Annotated in this window: 13 protein-coding genes; 9 read left to right on the top strand and 4 right to left on the bottom strand. The window is 61.7% G+C overall.

Features of this window, described 5'->3' with window-relative positions; all coding sequences use genetic code 11:
- Positions 1-31 precede the first annotated feature (31 nt).
- Positions 32-505, bottom strand: a complete 474-nt coding sequence (locus NKH31_RS01755) for a hypothetical protein (protein ID WP_254863422.1) — start codon at positions 503-505, stop codon at positions 32-34.
- A 120-nt stretch (positions 506-625) separates the two neighbouring features.
- On the opposite strand from NKH31_RS01755, the gene NKH31_RS01750 reads away from it, so the two are divergent.
- Positions 626-2,119, top strand: coding sequence for an ATP-binding protein (locus NKH31_RS01750; protein ID WP_254863421.1), 1,494 nt, complete (start codon positions 626-628; stop codon positions 2,117-2,119).
- Positions 2,120-2,206: 87 nt separating this feature from the next.
- Here the strand turns inward: NKH31_RS01750 and NKH31_RS01745 are convergent, their stop codons facing one another.
- Positions 2,207-2,830 carry a ribonuclease H family protein gene (locus tag NKH31_RS01745; RefSeq protein WP_254863420.1) on the bottom strand — a complete coding sequence of 208 codons (624 nt, stop codon included), beginning with the start codon at positions 2,828-2,830 and terminating at the stop codon, positions 2,207-2,209.
- Between the two features lie 420 nt (positions 2,831-3,250).
- On the opposite strand from NKH31_RS01745, the gene NKH31_RS01740 reads away from it, so the two are divergent.
- The 6 genes from NKH31_RS01740 (at position 3,251) to NKH31_RS01710 (ending at position 11,336) form a co-directional block, all read left to right on the top strand.
- On the top strand, positions 3,251-4,825 hold the full coding sequence (locus NKH31_RS01740; protein WP_254863419.1) for an ABC transporter substrate-binding protein: 1,575 nt from the start codon (positions 3,251-3,253) through the stop codon (positions 4,823-4,825).
- A gap of 61 nt (positions 4,826-4,886) precedes the next feature.
- Positions 4,887-5,912 carry an ABC transporter permease gene (locus NKH31_RS01735; protein ID WP_254863418.1) on the top strand — a complete coding sequence of 342 codons (1,026 nt, stop codon included), beginning with the start codon at positions 4,887-4,889 and terminating at the stop codon, positions 5,910-5,912.
- Entirely contained in the window at positions 5,909-6,952 is a 1,044-nt protein-coding gene (locus NKH31_RS01730; protein ID WP_254863417.1) for an ABC transporter permease, read from the top strand. The genes NKH31_RS01735 and NKH31_RS01730 overlap by 4 nt, the downstream gene beginning before the upstream one ends.
- Before the next feature lies 1 nt (position 6,953).
- A complete protein-coding gene (locus NKH31_RS01725) occupies positions 6,954-8,264 on the top strand; it encodes an ABC transporter ATP-binding protein (protein ID WP_254863416.1) in 1,311 nt (436 codons plus the stop codon).
- On the top strand, positions 8,261-10,360 hold the full coding sequence (locus tag NKH31_RS01715) for an oligopeptide/dipeptide ABC transporter ATP-binding protein (protein ID WP_425492289.1): 2,100 nt from the start codon (positions 8,261-8,263) through the stop codon (positions 10,358-10,360). The genes NKH31_RS01725 and NKH31_RS01715 overlap by 4 nt, the downstream gene beginning before the upstream one ends.
- 64 nt (positions 10,361-10,424) lie before the next feature.
- Positions 10,425-11,336, top strand: a complete 912-nt coding sequence (locus tag NKH31_RS01710) for a DMT family transporter (RefSeq protein WP_254863415.1) — start codon at positions 10,425-10,427, stop codon at positions 11,334-11,336.
- Between the two features lie 47 nt (positions 11,337-11,383).
- Here NKH31_RS01710 and NKH31_RS01705 read toward each other — a convergent pair whose 3' ends face one another.
- Positions 11,384-13,612 (bottom strand): CDC48 family AAA ATPase, encoded by a 2,229-nt coding sequence (locus NKH31_RS01705; protein WP_254863414.1) that lies wholly within the window; start codon positions 13,610-13,612, stop codon positions 11,384-11,386.
- 558 nt (positions 13,613-14,170) lie between these two features.
- Positions 14,171-14,929: a hypothetical protein gene (locus NKH31_RS01700; protein ID WP_254863413.1), complete on the bottom strand. Its 759-nt coding sequence runs from the start codon at positions 14,927-14,929 to the stop codon at positions 14,171-14,173.
- Positions 14,930-15,050: 121 nt separating this feature from the next.
- Here NKH31_RS01700 and NKH31_RS01695 point away from each other — a divergent pair, with 121 nt between their 5' ends.
- Positions 15,051-16,016, top strand: coding sequence for a beta-ribofuranosylaminobenzene 5'-phosphate synthase family protein (locus NKH31_RS01695; RefSeq protein ID WP_254863412.1), 966 nt, complete (start codon positions 15,051-15,053; stop codon positions 16,014-16,016).
- 72 nt (positions 16,017-16,088) lie between these two features.
- Positions 16,089-16,925 (top strand): RAD55 family ATPase, encoded by an 837-nt coding sequence (locus NKH31_RS01690; RefSeq protein ID WP_254863411.1) that lies wholly within the window; start codon positions 16,089-16,091, stop codon positions 16,923-16,925.
- Positions 16,926-16,941 lie beyond the last annotated feature (16 nt).

Below are 16,941 nucleotides of genomic sequence, written 5' to 3'. Positions count from 1 at the left end.
GGTGATTTGCCGATTGCGTGTTACCCGAGAATCACTCCATCGGTTCGAGGTCGGTCTCCTCGTTCGTCGGGTAACGTGGGTTGGTGCCGACGAATTCGCGCCAGTGTCGGACGCCCCAGATGCCGAGTCCGGTGCAGATGATGCCGGCGGCGAGGAAGACGACGGCCAGGCCGGTCTGGAAGACCGCTTCGGGTTCGTAGAGCGTGTAGGCTATCCCTTCCGTGGCGAGGCCGAAGAGGGAGCCGGCGCCCAGGCCGATGCCGGTCGTAGCGATCAGGATTTGCGTGCCGTCGCGGTCGCGGTTGTCGAGTTTGAGCAGGGCGACGATGAACGCGAGCGAGAAGACGAGGACGTAGAAGGGAAGCCGCGTCGTCACGCCGGAGACGATTCGGCCCTCCCAGATGACGGCAAGTCCGACGAAGGCGGAGGTGAGGAGGACGGTCGAGCCGGCGACGGTGAGAAAGATCCGGCTCAGGACGAGTTCGACGATCCGATCCGTGTTCATACCCTACTCACGAAACTGCGTCCTCAAAAACGTTGAGGGGATCTGGACAGTCGTGACAGCTCACTGATCGCTGCTCGGACAGGAAACATATATGGAACGACTTCGTAGCGGGGGTAGGATATGGCCGAATCGATCGAGCGCTTTGCCGTCTCCGAGAAGGGCTACTCGTTGCCGATCAACGAGGTGTTGACCGGTCGCGGGTTCGTGACTGGCAAGTCCGGCAGCGGGAAGTCTAATACGGCGAGCGTCGTCGCCGAGGAGTTACTCGATCGGGGACTCGGATTGTTGATCATCGACACCGATGGCGAGTACAGCGCACTGAAAGAGCGGTACGAACTCTTACAGGTCGGCGGTGACGAGGCGTGCGACCGCGAGATAACGCCCGAAGACGCGCCGCTCATCGCGGACCTCGCGCTCGAAGAGAACGTCCCGGTGATTCTCGACGTCTCCGGATACATGGACGAGGAGGTGGCCCAGGACGTGATTCACGCGGTCGTGAGGGAACTCTTCGTCGCGGAGAAACAGTACCAGAAGCCGTTCTTACTGTTCGTCGAGGAGGCACACGAGTTCATCCCCGAGCGAGGCGGCGGCGACGACGTCCACAAAATGCTGGTTCGGGTCGCAAAGCGTGGCCGAAAGCGTGGTCTCGGTATCGTCGCGATGTCCCAGCGTCCGGCCGCCGTCGCGAAGGATTACATCACCCAGTGTGACTGGCTGGTCTGGCACCGGTTGACCTGGGAGAACGACACGAAAGTCGCGGGTCGAATTCTCGGTGGTGACGCTGCCGAGAGCGTCCAGTCGCTCGACGACGGTGAAGCGCTCGTGATGACCGACTGGGACGAAAAGATCTCTCGCATCCAGTTTCGACGGAAGAAGACGATCGATCGCGGCTCGACGCCCACGTTACGCGACGCCTACGGGCCGCCATCGTCTCGCGAGGATCACGTCACCCAGCCCGTCGAAGAGGATGATTCTGACGCCGACGCCGCGGACGACGGTGACGCAGAACGCGAGGGAGAGCCGATCGATGGCGAGGCGGAACCGGTTGATTCGGGCGAACCACCGGCTGCTGGGGAATCTGAATCGCCCCCACAACGTCAACCGAGTAACTGGGATCTGGACGACGTCGACATCGAACCTCGCCAACCGTCGCTCGAAGCGGTAGACCAGGATCGGTCGAACCGTTCCGATTCGACGCTCGAGCCCGAAGGCGGAGGGGCGACCTCGGAATCCGCTGAGGATCGTACCACGCGGTCGACTGGAGCCGATATCGATCGCGCCGACGCGTCCGGTGAGACACCCACTCGAGACTCCACGCGTCGAAGACTCGACGAGCCCGACGAGTACGATCCGCTCTGGGAGGTCGCTCAGTTGATCGTGTACACCTACGGGCTAACGGTTGACGTCCACCGACGGGTGTATGGCCGTCTCAGAGGAGCGTACACGGGAGTCTGCGTCTGGCTCAGACGCTCTGCGATCGGGTCGTATCGTCACGGCGGGCCGGGTCGAGTTGAATCGGCGGTCGGCTCGTTCCTCTCGGTGTCGACGATTCTCGTGGCCTATCTCCTTTTGATACTCACGATCGGGCTCTTTCTCCCGATGTGGGTCGCATGATTGGTAGACTTCGATCGGATGCACAGCGAGCGGGTCAGTAGTTCGGTCGGATCTTCGCCAATATCGCCAGCGAGCCGTTTGAGCGGATCAGTCTCCGGCGTGGCGATTCGCTCGCGACGGTGGGAGGTGTCCGTTCGTCGTGGTCTCTATCGGGTCGGGTCTGACACACCGAGGCGGCGTTCTGTGGAGGTGGTCGTACTGTTCTGGGGTGTTCGCGAGCGGGTGTGCCGGGTTCTCGTCACTGTCGATGCGCGCGGCTCTCACGTCGCTAAAGCCCGTGAGCCGGGCGCGAATTCCGCGCCAGTGATTCGCACTCGCCGCCGGAATCGAGAACGGATGTGGTGGCCGCCTGTCCGGGTGCCCGTTCGCCAGAACGGCGGTGTTGACGTTGCTCGCCAGTTTGTCGTGGTCAACAAGAATTCCGACGCTGGACTCGGGCGGCGCTCGTGCGGCGAGTACGTCCAGGCCGAGGTGTAGCGCTCTGAACTCGGCGACGTTGTTGTCCGGCGGCGTATCTGCCATCGCGATTCTGGCGACGGACGTCCCATCGCGTGTCTCGATGACCGCGCCGAGACCGCCACCCGCCTCTCGAAACGATCCGTCGGTGGCGACGTAGAAGTCTCGGTGGTGGGTACGCGGCGGGTGAGCAATGTGCGGTGTCGGCGACTCGTCGAAGAGATCCCGTAGGGCGGGACGGCCATGTATGGCCATACTACCACGTCGGTCGTTGATGGACTTAAATGTGCGGTCGGTTTCGCGGGCAGTGACGTGGACACACTACTGAGTGTCGAGTGTGCGTCTGAAGGTACGACATCATTCAGCCACTTTTTAATTTCGACTTCGTCTATTTGAGGTGGGTATAGGCGTACAGGTGGTTACTCCCCCTCATCCACATCTATGCGGGTATCTCCACGTACACGTTGATCTACAACCACAGAACGTGATGTGTCTTGGCCTATCGGGTGAACGCTGTTCGAGCGGTCGATACTGTGCGTAGTTATTTTCCCACTTGGACGTTTGATCATCCTGGTATCGGGTGTGTATTGTTATTGGTTCTCCTTCCTAAATCCAGTATATATAAATACTGTAGCCACTCATGAAGTGCATATGCAGGGTGCTGACAAACTGACCATGAATCGTCGTGACGTACTCCGGTACACCGGTGGAGTTGCTGGAGCATCAGGGATGCTTGCGATGGCAGGCTGTCTCGGTGGAGATGACGACGAAGAACTGACGATTACACTCTCGCAGTTCCCCGACGTCATCGATCCGCTCGACCACATCACGGGCGATTACTTCGACGTGTACGACCACATTTACGAACCGCTGTTCGACTTCGAACCCGGAGAGGGTATTTTCCCACGCGTTGCGACCGACTGGGAGATCCAGGAGGGTGAGGGAACGACCCACGTCGAAATTCGTGACGACGTCGTCTTCCACAACGGTGACGATCTCACCGCCGAAGACATCGCCTGGACGATCAACCGGACGGTCGACGACGACATGGGTGTCGTCAGTGACATCGGTGCGTTCGGACTCGGATCTATCGAAGGTGCCGAGGCGATCGACGACTACACCGTCGCAATTAACTACGGTGCGGCGCCCGGTCTCGCCGAATTCGAGTTCGGTAACTACGCTCGGGCGATCAACATGGAGTGGGCGATCGAGAACCACGACGCCGAGAACGAGGCCATCTCCGGTGCCGATCCGGAGGACTTCAACGGAACCGGCCCGTACGAGGTCGTCGAATTCACCTCCGGCGAAGAGATCGTCCTCGAAGCGTTCGACGACTACTGGGGCGAAGAACCGCCGTTCGAGCGCGTAACGTTCAACGCCGACGGCGAATCCAGCGGCCGCGTCAACGCGCTCGAAACCGGTGAATCCGACCTGACGATCAACATTCTTCCCGCGGACGTAGACGCCGTCCAGCAGGCTGACGACGTCGAGATCCGGCAGGTCACGAGCTTCCGGAACATCTTCATGCCGATGAAGAACACCGTCGAACCGTTCGACAGCGAGGAGTTCCGTCAAGCGATGAACTACGCCGTCGACAACGCTTCGATCGTCGAAACCGTCCTCGATGGCTTCGGTGAAGCCCGAGGACAGCCAGTCGCTCCCGGAATCAACGGATTCAACGAGAATATCGGCCCGTACGAACACGATCTGGACATGGCCGAACAGCTCGTCGAAGAAGCGGGTTACACCGAGGACGACCCGGCGGAGATCGAACTCACCTGTCCGCAAGGGCGCTACCTCAACGACGCGGAGGTCGGTGAGACGGCTGCGGACATGATCGACCAATTGCCCAACGTCAACTGTTCCGCCAACATCGTCGAGTTCCCGGTCGTCTCCGACGCGAACTCCGCCGGCGTCGATCCGGACGATATCGAACATCCGTTCTACCTGATCGGCTGGGGAACGATTACGGGCGACACGGACTACGGCGTCCAGGGATTCTTCACGATTCCCGACAACCCGTCGCGAACGTTCGATGACGAGGAACTCAGCGATGCGATCTTAGAGAGCCAGCAGATCGAAGATCCGGACGAACGGCGCGAACAGCTCGAGTACGTCAACGAACTCGCTCGCGAGAAAGCACCGTTCGTCTTCTTACACACCCAGGAGAGCATCTACGGCGTCGACGATTCGATCACCTGGGACCCGCGTGAAGACGAGACCATCTACATCTGGGAGATGGAGCCGTAAGCGACGCAAGTTCCACACCGCAAGGCTAATCGGCTTCGGCGGCCTTCAGCAGGCAATTGGGATGTCATTAGGAAAATTTTTACTTCGTCGGATTCTCCAGGGCGTGTTCGTTATCTGGGGGGTTGTGACGGTTCTCTTCGGGCTCAGAGCCGTCTCTCCGGGTGATCCGGCAACCCTCATGCTCGGTGAGGGAGCAACCACCTCGCGGATTGAACGCGTACGAGAACAGGAGGGATTGAACGACCCGATTTACGAGCAGTACTTCGATTACCTGGGTGGGTTACTTACCGGTGATCTGGGGTATTCCTGGCAATCGAGTCGGAACGTCGATGCGATGGTGATAGAGCGGATCCCGGCCACGATCGAACTGGCGATCGCGGCGACGGTCGTCGCGCTCATCATTGCGATTCCACTGGGCGTGGTTTCAGCGACGCGGCGGGGACAGCCCTCGGATTACGGGGCGACGATGTTCTCGCTGCTCGGCATCAGTACGCCGAACTTCTGGCTCGGGCTGATGCTCATCTTACTTCTGGGTGTCTGGTACGGCATTCCGTATCCGAGCCTGTCGGGGGTCAGCTTCTACAGCTTCCCGACCGGCCGCCGGGCCGTTAGCTTCTCCGATGCGTTGATCGCGATGTTCACGCAGGGATCGTTGAACGAGATGCTAACCTGGTTGCGCCACATTACGCTCCCGGCGCTCACGCTGGGAACGTACTTTACGGCGCTCATCACCAGACTCACGCGAAGTGGCATGATAGACGAACTCGGAAAGCCCTACGTGACCGCGACAGAGGCGAAGGGTCTTCCCGGCGTTCTCGTTCGCTACAAGCACGTACTCCGTAACACGATGATCCCGATCATCACCGTCCTCGGCTTGCAGATGGGGACGTTGATGGGTGGTGCGGTCATCACCGAGACCGTCTTCAACTGGCCAGGTCTCGGACTCAGGCTGATCGACGCTATCGATATTCGCGACTGGCCGTTGATGCAGGGTATCATCCTCTTCATCGCCATCGCGTTCGTCGCGATCAATATCGTCGTCGACGTAATCTACCGATATCTGGACCCACAGGTGAGAGACGAATGATGTCAGATCGCGTCAAGTCGAACCTCAAAGCAACGTTCTGGGAGAGCTTACTCCCGAAACTCGGATTGGTACTTCTGGTTGCGATCGTGTTCATGGCCATTTTCGCGCCGTTTCTGGCGACCCACGACCCAACCCGGACGGGCCACTTCGACGAACAGAACGCCCAGTACCCGCCGATTGGACACGAGTACACGACGTCGTCCGCCCAGGACGGTGAAGTCGTCCAGATCGAGGTCCAGTCGACGCGCGAACACGTGCTCGGAACGAACAACGTCGGTCAGGACGTCTACTCGCGATTCGTTTACGGTGCTCGGGTCTCGTTGATGGTGGGCATCGCGGCGACGCTACTGGCGCTGTTTATCGGCGTGCCAGTCGGGCTGGTCGCCGGCTATTACGGCGGCCGCGTCGACGACGCGTTGATGCGAATGGCCGACATCATGTTGGCGTTTCCGGCGCTCGTCCTCGCGCTGGCGTTAATCGGGGTGTTCGGCTCCAGGCCGATCTGGGTCGCAGATCCCATCGTCAGGGCGTCGACGTCCGACTGGATCCCGAACATCTTGATTCCGCGTAGTGACCACATCGCCACGATGCCGGAGTCGATTCCCCTTCCAGGGACAGTGACGATCGTCGCTGCTCTGGTTATCTGGGTCTGGTTCGCCCGCGTCGCCCGAGGGGAAGCACTGTCGTTACGTAACACGGAGTACGTCAAAGCTAGTCGTAGTTACGGGATGAGTGACCTGAAAATTCTCGTCTCACACGTGCTTCCGAACAGTTTGACGCCGATCATCGTCCTGGCGACCATCCAGGTCGCGGTCATCATCCTACTGGAAGCGTCGTTGGCGTACCTCGGCTTTACGGGAACGACGCTCTCGTGGGGCTACGAGATCGAACGTGGGCAGGATTACTTGCGGACGCGCCCGTGGATTTCGATCTTCCCGGGGATCGGTATCATGCTCACGATAATCAGCATCAACCTGCTCGGAGACTGGTTCCGGGATGCACTGGATCCGAACATGGGAGGCGGCGAGCGAGGTGTCTAATATGTCAGATTCAATCTTACGAATTACCGATCTCTCGACCCGGTTTTTCACCGGTGAAGGGCAAGTAAACGCGGTGTCGAGCCTGGATCTAGACGTTGGTCGAGGAGAGGTGTTCGGCATCGTCGGCGAGAGTGGGAGCGGAAAGAGCGTGACGGCGCTTTCGATCATGGATCTGATCGAATCGCCGGGCGAAATAACGAACGGGTCGATCGAGTACCGAAACGAGTCGTTCGCCGAGCGAATCAGCGACGAGTACCCGGACGCCGTAACTGGGGCGTACGTCGATCTCCTGGACATTCCGCGGGAACTGCGACGGTCGTTGCGCGGAACCTCGTTCAGCATGATCTTTCAGGATCCCGAGAGCAGTTTCAACCCCAGTCTGACCGTCGGCGAACAACTCGCCGAAGCGGTCGAAGTCCAGCGACGGGCGAAGGCGAATCCGCGCTCGACGCGCGCGAAGACGTCCGGCGACGAGTACTCGTTCGGATCGTACATCCTCTCGACGGTCCTCCCGTCGAAACGGTACGTGACCGAGGCCAGTCGCGAACGGGCAATCGAACTGCTAGAACTCGTCGGTATTCCGGATCCCGTTCAGCGCGCCGATCAGTATCCGAACGAATTCTCCGGCGGCATGCTTCAGCGGGCGATGATCGCCCAGGCGCTGGCCGGCGAACCGGACGTTCTGATCGCCGACGAGCCGACGACGGCGCTGGACGTAACGATACAGGCGCAGGTGCTAGACCTCCTGTCGGAACTGCAAGAAGAGACGGGAATGACGATCGTCCTCATCACGCACAATCTGGGCGTCGTCGCTCGCATGTGCGATCGCGTCGGCGTGATGTACGCGGGAGAGATCGTCGAACGCGGTCCGCTCGAAGCCGTCTTCGACGAGCCCGTCCATCCGTACACGAAGGGATTACTCGGCAGTATTCCGGATCTGGACGAGACCGGCGATCGGTTGAATCCGATCCCCGGTAACGTTCCCAGTCTCCTGGATCACGAGATGGACGAGCGCTGTTACTTCGCCGACCGCTGTCCGAAGGCGATGACCGAGTGTCTCGAAAAACCGCCCGCGTTCGAGGTCGGATCGTCGGGTGCCCATCAGACGCGTTGTTATCTCGCCGAGACCGAGTACTCTGAATCCCGGGCGTTGCCGTCGGCGCATTTCGCGACCGACAGCGCGAGCCAGACCCAGCAACGACAGGTCGCGACCACCGATGCGGAATCACACTCGGTCGGTGAAGACACCGGGCGGGACGTCGAGACCCAACCTGCAGGCGACCAGCCGACCGACGGGGGTGAGTCAGAATGAGCGACGAAGGTGGACGAATTCCGATCCTCTCGGTTCGAGAGCTGCGAAAGTACTTCTTCGAGCAGAATTCGGTAATCGACCGGCTACTGGGCAACGAACCGGTCGCCGTTAGAGCGGTCGACGGAGTGAGCTTCGATATCGAACAGGGCGAGACGCTCGGTCTCGTCGGCGAGTCCGGTTGTGGGAAGTCGACCACCGGAGAGACGATTCTCAACTTGCAGTCGCCGACGTCCGGAACGGTCGAATTCAACGGGGAGAACGTCTACGAAATCGATCCGTACAGTCCACCGGTTCGAAGCCTCCCGATCCACACCATCGTCTTCTCACTCGTGCTGGGGATCGCTGCGGTGGGTCTGATCGCGCAGGGACTGTTGGTGTTGCTCGATTCGATCTTCGTCGATCTCGGGTTCGTGCCGTCGGTATCGACCGTACAGAGCGTCGTTAGCGAACTGTGGCTGCTGGTCGGCCTGGCGCTCCTTCCGGCCGCGTACGGATTGCTTCGACAGCGCATCTGGGGGTGGCGTCTTGCGGTGTGGACGCTCGGTGGCGCGCTCGTCGTCTCGCTCGCTACGTTCGTAACCGTCCCGCCGATTGGGGCGGTAGCGACGCTGGTCTCGGTCATTGGCGTCCTCTACGCGCTCAGAATCCGTCGGGTGTTCTACCGTCCACCGACGTTTAGACGTGACGCGGCGATCCTCTTTCAGGATCCATTTTCGAGTCTCGATCCTCGCCAGACTGTCGGCGAAATCGTCAAGCAACCGCTGGTCACTCACGATTGGCCCTCGTCCGACTCGACGATCGACGCGGTCCCAGTGGTCACCGCGGACGGGATCGCACAGACGGACCTCTCGGTGACCGTCGACGACGACGTCGATACCGTCCTGGATGCCGATGACGGCACGGTCTCAGTCCCGGTCACCGTCCGTACGGGAACGACCGGCGAGACGATCGAGACCACCGCAACCGACGTGGATTCGGTCTTTTGTTCCGCACCGAAGGGCGTATCGACGGCGGTCAAAACCCGCGACCGTTCAGTGATCGTCGAATCGTCCGGGGACGTATCCGACCGTCGAGACCGGGTGATCGTCGTCGAGGTTCCGACGCAGTTGCGAGCCTCGATCGACGTCGCCGGAGAGTCCGTCTCGGTTCACGTGTCGACCCCGACGGACGACGAACTTCGTGCGTATCGCGTCCAGTTCCTCTTAGAGCGCGTCGGCCTCTCGGCGGACCAGATCGATCGATACCCACACGAGTTCTCCGGCGGGCAGCGCCAGCGCATCGGCATTGCGCGGGCGCTCGCGCTCGAACCGGACTTCGTCGTTCTCGACGAACCGACGAGCGCACTGGACGTTTCGGTCCAGGCCCAGGTGCTCAACTTACTCGACGATCTGCAGGACGAACTCGACCTGACCTACCTGTTGATCAGCCACGATCTCTCCGTTATTCGTCACGTCTGCGACCGGGTTGCAGTCATGTATCTCGGTGAAATCGTCGAGATCGGCCCGGCGTCGGAGCTGTTCGCCGAGCCGCGACACCCGTACACGAAGGCGTTGCTGGAGAGCGTTCCCCGTGCGTCGACCGACGAACGAGATCGAGAACGTGAGACCATCTCCGGCGACGTCCCGTCGCCACGAGATCCGCCGAGCGGCTGTCGGTTCCGAACCCGGTGTCCGAGCGTGATCCAACCGGCGGAGTTATCGCTCGATCAATCGAGTTATCGCGAGGTGATGGACCTTCGCCAGCGGATTTCGGCGCGAGCGCTCTCGCTCGAAATCGCGTACGAAGAAGCCGGTGTAGACGGCGACGAAATAGACGACCTATCGGAGAAAGACCGTGTTGCAGTAGTCGACGCGCTGTACGATCGCTTCTTCGAGACGGAACTTCCCGATCCCGATCGAACGCGGGTCCGCGAGGCGCTCGAGTACGTCGTCGAGGACGAGTGGGACGAGGCCGGATCGGTACTCAGGTCGCGATACGAGAGCATCTGCGAGACGACGAATCCTGCGCTCGAAGCCGAATCGCATCCGGCCGCCTGTCACCTGCACACTGACGCGATCAAGGAACCGATCGAATCGCCGGTTAGCTCGGACGACTAGGCTTCCGATCTGTCAGACCGCTCGAATCGAAACCTCTACCCGTCGACCACACCGACGGTTCGCCGTGAGCCAGTATCGATCGATCGGATTGTTTCTCGCGCTGGCGGTCGCCTGGGGGTCTGCGTTCGTCGCGATCGACGCCGGACTCGAGCATCTCCCGCCGGTTCTCTTCGCTGCGGTACGGTACGACGTCGCGGGCCTCATCATGCTCGCCTACGCGGCGTACGTCGTCGACGATCCGTTCCCTCGTAGCCGCGGTGCGTGGCTGACCGTCGCCGTCGGAGCCGTCTTGCTGATCGCAGCGTATCACGCGTTCTTGTTCGTCGGCCAGCAACACACGACGGCGGCCGCGGCAGCGGTACTGGTGAGTCTCTCACCGGTTCTGACGACCGGATTCGCGCGGCTCCTCGTTCCGGAGGACGCGCTCTCACCGATCGGTGTCATCGGCGTCGCCGTCGGCCTCCTCGGCGTCGCGGTGATGGCCCAGCCGGATCCCTCGGAGCTCTTCGCGACCGACACCGTCGCCAACCTGCTCGTCTTCTGTGCCGCAGCGGCGTTCGCGCTCGGGAGCGTCCTGACGCGGCGTATCGATGCGGAACTTCGCATCGAGACGATGGAAGCGTGGTCGATGATCGGCGGAGCGGCTCTTCTCCACCTCGTGAGCCTCGGTCTGGGTGAACCGATCGAGCCGTCTGCCTGGCTGCATCCGGAGGCGCTCGGAGCGATCGTTTATCTCTCGGTCGTGGCCAGCGCCATCGGCTTTCTCGTGTACTTCGATTTGCTGGAGCGGTTGGGTGCCGTCGAGATCAATATGGTCTCGTACGTCGCCCCGGTCGTCGCGGCGGTGGTCGGCTGGCTGTATCTCGGTCAGTCGGTCGACGGGCCGACGGCCATCGGATTCGGCTGTATCTTCGTCGGGTTCGTCCTCGTCAAGCGTCGTGCGATCCGACGAGCGCTCCGCTCGGCCCAACGGTAACGTCGGTCGAATCGCGCCACGTAGGTATAAATTGAGACGACCGCGATCTACTGGAAGCCGATGCGGCTGCCGCGACGTCCGGTGACCGGGTCGCGGGTGCTGCCGCCGCGGAACTCCTCTTCGATCTGTTCGTAGTACTCGAGGATGTCCTCGGTGATGGTCGGTCGGACGTTCTCCAGGGCCTGTCTGAAGTGGCGCATTTCGACGAGGTCTGCCTCGCTGTCCTCGCGAAGCGCTTCGATCGCGGCCTCGCGGGCGATCGATTCGAGGTCGGAGCCGACGTAGCCTTCGGTGATCTCTGCGATCTCGTGGAGGCTGACGTCGGCCGCCAGCGGCATGCTCTCGGTGTGGATCTCGAGGATTCGCTCGCGCCCTTCGGTGTCCGGTTCGCCGATCATGACCAGTCGGTCGAATCGGCCGGATCGGAGCAGCGCCGGGTCGATCATGTCAGGTCGGTTCGTCGCGCCGATGACCATCACGTTGCCCATCTCTTCGAGCCCGTCGAGTTCGGTAAGCAGTTGATTTACGACGCGCTCTGAGACGTTCGACCCGACTTCGCCGCCGCGTCCGGGCGCCAGGGCGTCGAGTTCGTCGAAGAAGACGACCGTCGGCGAGACCTGTCTCGCTTTACGGAACGTCTGGCGGATGGCCTTCTCGGACTCGCCGACCCATTTACTCAGTAGTTGCGGCCCGCGAACCGAGATGAAGTTGGCGTTCGTCTCGTTGGCGACGGCCTTCGCCATGAGCGTCTTTCCGGTTCCGGGCGGTCCGTAGAGTAAGACGCCAGCCGGCGGGTCGATACCGAGCCGGTCGAAGCGTTCGGGGCTGTTGAGCGGCCACTCGACGGATTCTTTGACCTGGTCTTTGGCGTCGTGGAGGCCGCCGACGTTGTCCCAGGAGATCTTCGGTAGTTCGACGAGAACCTCCCGCATCGCCGAGGGTTCGACCTCGTTTAACGCGCTCGCAAAGTCGTCGCGTTTGACGATCATCCGATCGATGAGCGTCGGGGGAATGTCCTCTTCGTCGAGGTCGATCTCCGGTAAGTACCGACGGAGGGCTTTCATCGCCGCCTCCTTGGTCAGGCTCTCGATGTCCGCACCGACGAAGCCGTGGGTCTCGTCAGCGAGCGCAGAGAGGGTGACGTCGTCGGAGAGGGGCATTCCGCGGGTGTGTATCTGGAGAATCTCCTCGCGGCCGGTTTCGTCCGGAACACCGATTTCGATCTCGCGGTCGAACCGTCCGGGCCGACGCAGCGCGGGGTCGACGCTGTCGACGCGGTTCGTCGCGGCGATGACGATGACCTGGCCGCGGGCTTCGAGGCCGTCCATCATCGTCAGCAGCTGGGCGACGACCCGACGTTCGACTTCGCCGGTGACGTCCTCGCGCTTGGGTGCGATCGAGTCCAGTTCGTCGATGAAGATGATCGCGGGCGATTCCTCGCTCGCGTCCTCGAAGATCTCTCGTAGCTGTTGTTCGGATTCGCCGTAGTACTTCGAGATGATTTCCGGGCCGGCGATCGAGAAGAACGACGCCGAGGTCTCGTTGGCGACCGCCTTGGCGAGCAGGGTTTTACCGGTTCCTGGCGGACCGTGTAAGAGCACGCCCTGTGGCGGCTCGATACCCAGCTTCTTGAAGATCTGGGGGTGTTTCATCGGGAGCTCCACCATCTCCCGCACCCGCTGGATCTCGTTCTGGAGGCCACCGATATCCTCGTACGTGATGCCGCCGCCGGTCTTCTCGAAGCCGGAGATCGGCTCTTCGCGCAGCTCGACGTCGGTGTCCTCCGTGATGAGAACAACGCCTTCGGGGTCGGTTTCGACGGCGATGAGCGGAATCGCCTGCCCGGGTGATCGCATGAACGGGTGGTTCGTCGAGGACATGACCGGGACGATGTCGCGACCGACGACCGGCCGCTTCAAGATCTGGCGTTTGACCATACCGGCCGCGTCGGAGCCGAACTGTACCGACGCCTCTTCTGGCGGAGCGAGGACGAGCGAATCGGCTTTCGTCGCCTCGGCCTTCCGGATTGTGACTCGTTCGCCGATACCGACCTCGGCGTTCTGACGCGTGAACCCGTCGATTCTGACGGTATCCGTGTTCCAGTCCTGCCGGTCGGCCCGCCACACCTTCGCGGCGGTCGTATCTGCACCTTCGATCTCGATGATGTCTCCGGGACTCAGCTTCAGGTGAAGCAACGTGTCCGGGTCGAGTCGGGCGATACCCCGGCCCGAGTCGTTCGGGTACGCTTTCGCGACCTCGAGTTGCACTTCGTTCATGATTTGCGGTGGACGCTGTCGTTGTTCCGGCAGCCCGCCGGATAGCTCTTTCCCTCGCTGTACGCTCCGTTCGCACTCACACCCCGTACTCGGACGTGAACGCCCTTAGCGTTATTGCCCTCACGTGCTTCGTGGGAATCAACGAAACGCACCGTCTCAATTTCTCTCGCCCTCGGTAGTATCGGACGGATCATCCGGTGTGTGGCCGTTCGATCGTTCGCGTCGGGGTCCCGTTTTGGCGGGATGTCGTGGTTGCTCAACGTGCCGATTTCGTCGGGTGGATGGTCGGATCGATTCGACGCTCGGGTCGAATGCAGACGGGAATCGACAGCTGCCGATTTATTTATAATGGGTCGGCTATCTACGACAGATGCATCGTATTTCGCTATATCAAAAAATTCTCTCCTGGGTGCCCTCGTTGAAGCCCAATTCTGGCGTTTTGAGACGTCTATGGGCTGTTTTCGGAGGAATCGATGGGCTCCGCTATACTTGTTCGGCCCGTATATCGGTTAATTTAAATCCAATTCGCGATTCGGGGTCGGTCGTCGAGAGAGTCGGTCACCGGTCCGTGTCGTCGTTCGACGTCGACTGCGCACGGTGCTCGGCGAGCGCCTCGTCGATCGACAGCTCACCGCTGGCGACGCGGTGGGCGAATCGATCGTCGATCGCGCGATCCGTCTTTCCATGCCGGCGAGAGCGATCTTTGATCAGCTGTAGTTCGCCGTCGGTCGGCTCGATTTCGCGTTCGTCGATCGGTTCGCCCTCGATGCGGGCGATATTGATCGCGGCGACGACATCGCCCATCCCGCGCGTACCGGTTCCGAGATAGGGCGTCGTCGCGGTTTCGTCGACGAGTTCGACCGGGACGTCGAGATCGTTGATGAGCGAACTTCCCTGGAGGCGGGCGCCATCACCGATCCGCACGATCGGGTCGGATACGTCGGTCACCTCGGATTCGATCACCGACGGGGCTTCAGACAGCGCCACCTGGTAGACGGCGGTTACGATGTCGTCGACGAGCACAGCGATCCCCGGTTTTCGTCCGGGGTCGACGCCGACGATGGTCTTGCCCTCACCACCCCGAGTGAGCGTTAGCGCGCGATCGACCAGCGCTCGCGCCGGTTCCGACTCACCCGAAACGACCGGACGGTCGACGTCGCTGAACGTCGCTTTCGATCGCCTATCGGTGATGATAACTGCCGCGTTCTCGGGAACGTTCTCGCCGACTTCGATCGTCGTGAACACCTCGTCGCGATCGCGTAGCTCGCCGACGACGTCGTGATACAGTTCGAAATCGGCCGTTGCGACGACGATCACGCGAGTCACTTGGCGGGCCGTCGGAATAAACGTGTACGCATCGATAGCGGTGAGAACAGGCGCGGAAATTTGACGGGGGCGAAACCACCTTCACGTCCGACGGGGTAGCAACCGTATCTCGATGGTAACGGTCAGTGCGGGTGCGCGATTGCACGTCGGCTTCCAGAACCTCTCGCTGGCACACGATCGCCTCTACGGCGGGATCGGAATCGGCCTCGACGAGCCGCGGGTCCGCGTCGAGGCCCGCCGAGCGGAGGCGGTGTCCGCCCCTGACGACGTAACGCGGCGATACGCGAAGCGGGCGATGTCGGTACTTTCGGTCCCCGGCGTCGCGGTGGAGGCGGTCGATCCACTCCCGCGACACGTCGGGCTAGGAAGCGGGACGCAACTCGCGCTGGCTATCTACGTGGCGACGGCTCGGGCGTACGAACTCGAGCCGACGGTGAGAGCGCACGCGCCCGACCTCGGCCGGGGCGGTCGCAGCGGCGTCGGCGTCGCGACGTTCGAATCCGGGGGATTCGTCGTCGACGGCGGACACCCGTCGACGCGTTTTACGACGGCGCCACCGGAGCCGGGCGAGTGGGAGGTTCCGCCGACCATCTCACAGCTTCCACTGCCCGACTCCTGGCGCTTTCTCGTCATCCTTCCGGACGCTGATCCGGGGCGTAGCGGCGAGGGTGAAGACGCGAGTATACGGACCGTGGTCGAGGACGCCGAGCCGGCGATCGCCGACGATATCGCCGGCGTCCTGACCCGACGGCTGCTTCCGGCAGCCGCGAACGGACGACTCGACGCGTTCGGCGAGGCGATCGAACGGATCGGGCGGCTGAACGGACGCTGGTACGCCGATGTTCAGGGTGGCGTCTATCGCCCGCCGGCCGGCCGTCTCGTCGACGCGCTCGAATCCGTTCCCGTGCTCTCCGGTCTGGGTCAGTCCTCCTGGGGGCCGGCCGTTTACGGGGTGACCGACGAGACGCACGCCCGAGAGGCCGAATCGGCGGCTCGAAGAATCCTCGAATCGCTCGGATGTTCCGGATCGGTTCTCATCTGCGCTCCGGCGAGAACCGGTGCGACGGTCGACGATTGACTCTCAGGATGGCCACGCCAGCCACGGTCGCTGCCACAACAGGTATACCGACCGTTTCTGAATAGGTAGTACATGGACCGGATCCCCTTCGGCATCTCCAGACTCGACGCGACCATCGGGGGTGGTGCGCCAGCCGGGAGCGTGGTTCTCCTCGCCGGCGACGTGGGTGCCGGTGCGCGGGAGTTCTGTTACACGAGCGCCGCCATGAACGGCCTCGCGGCGGCCGATCCCTCCCAATTCGAACTCTACTACGGCGATCTCGAACCGGCCGCGACGCTCCCCGGTTCGGTTCACTACGTCTCGTTTACTGACGAGCCGGCCGCCGTCCTGGACGAGATGCGATTTTCGATGGCGGACGACCTCGTCGACGCCGCGTCGGACGAACTGACGGTGACGGACCTCGCACAGGAGTACTTTCAGCTGACCCCCGTTCCGACGGATTGGTACGCCGAAACGACGCCGGATATCAGAGCGCTCGGCGAGTCCCAAAAGCGAAGAGACGTCCTCGAGGTTCTCGGTGAACACCTGACCGCGAACGCGCCCGGAAACCTCGTCGTGATCGATTCGCTCACCGACCTGTTGATCGACGTAAACGACGACCGCGGCCCGACGAGGTTAACATACTTGCTAAAGGGACTGTCACGGGCCACCTATCGCTGGGGCGGACTCGTTCTCCTACTCGTCAATACGGATTCGATCGACGACCTGACCCTCGGGCGGCTCAAAGACGCCGTCGACGGAACGCTCTCGTTCGAGTGGGAAAGCGGCGGGTCGGAACGTGCCCGAACGCTCGTCGTCGAAGAGTTTCGCGGCGTGCTCTCTCGGATCGAGAGCGAAAACATCGTCCGCTTCGAAACGGACGTTCACGACGCCGGGTTCGACATCAGCAACGTCAGAAAAATCCGATGATGAACGGGAACATTGT

Source organism: Halovivax gelatinilyticus, from assembly GCF_024300625.1.
In the GTDB taxonomy this organism is placed as follows: domain Archaea; phylum Halobacteriota; class Halobacteria; order Halobacteriales; family Natrialbaceae; genus Halovivax; species Halovivax gelatinilyticus.
The sequence above is the reverse complement of the archived record's forward strand: the minus strand, read 5'-3'. Positions and strand labels throughout refer to the sequence as shown.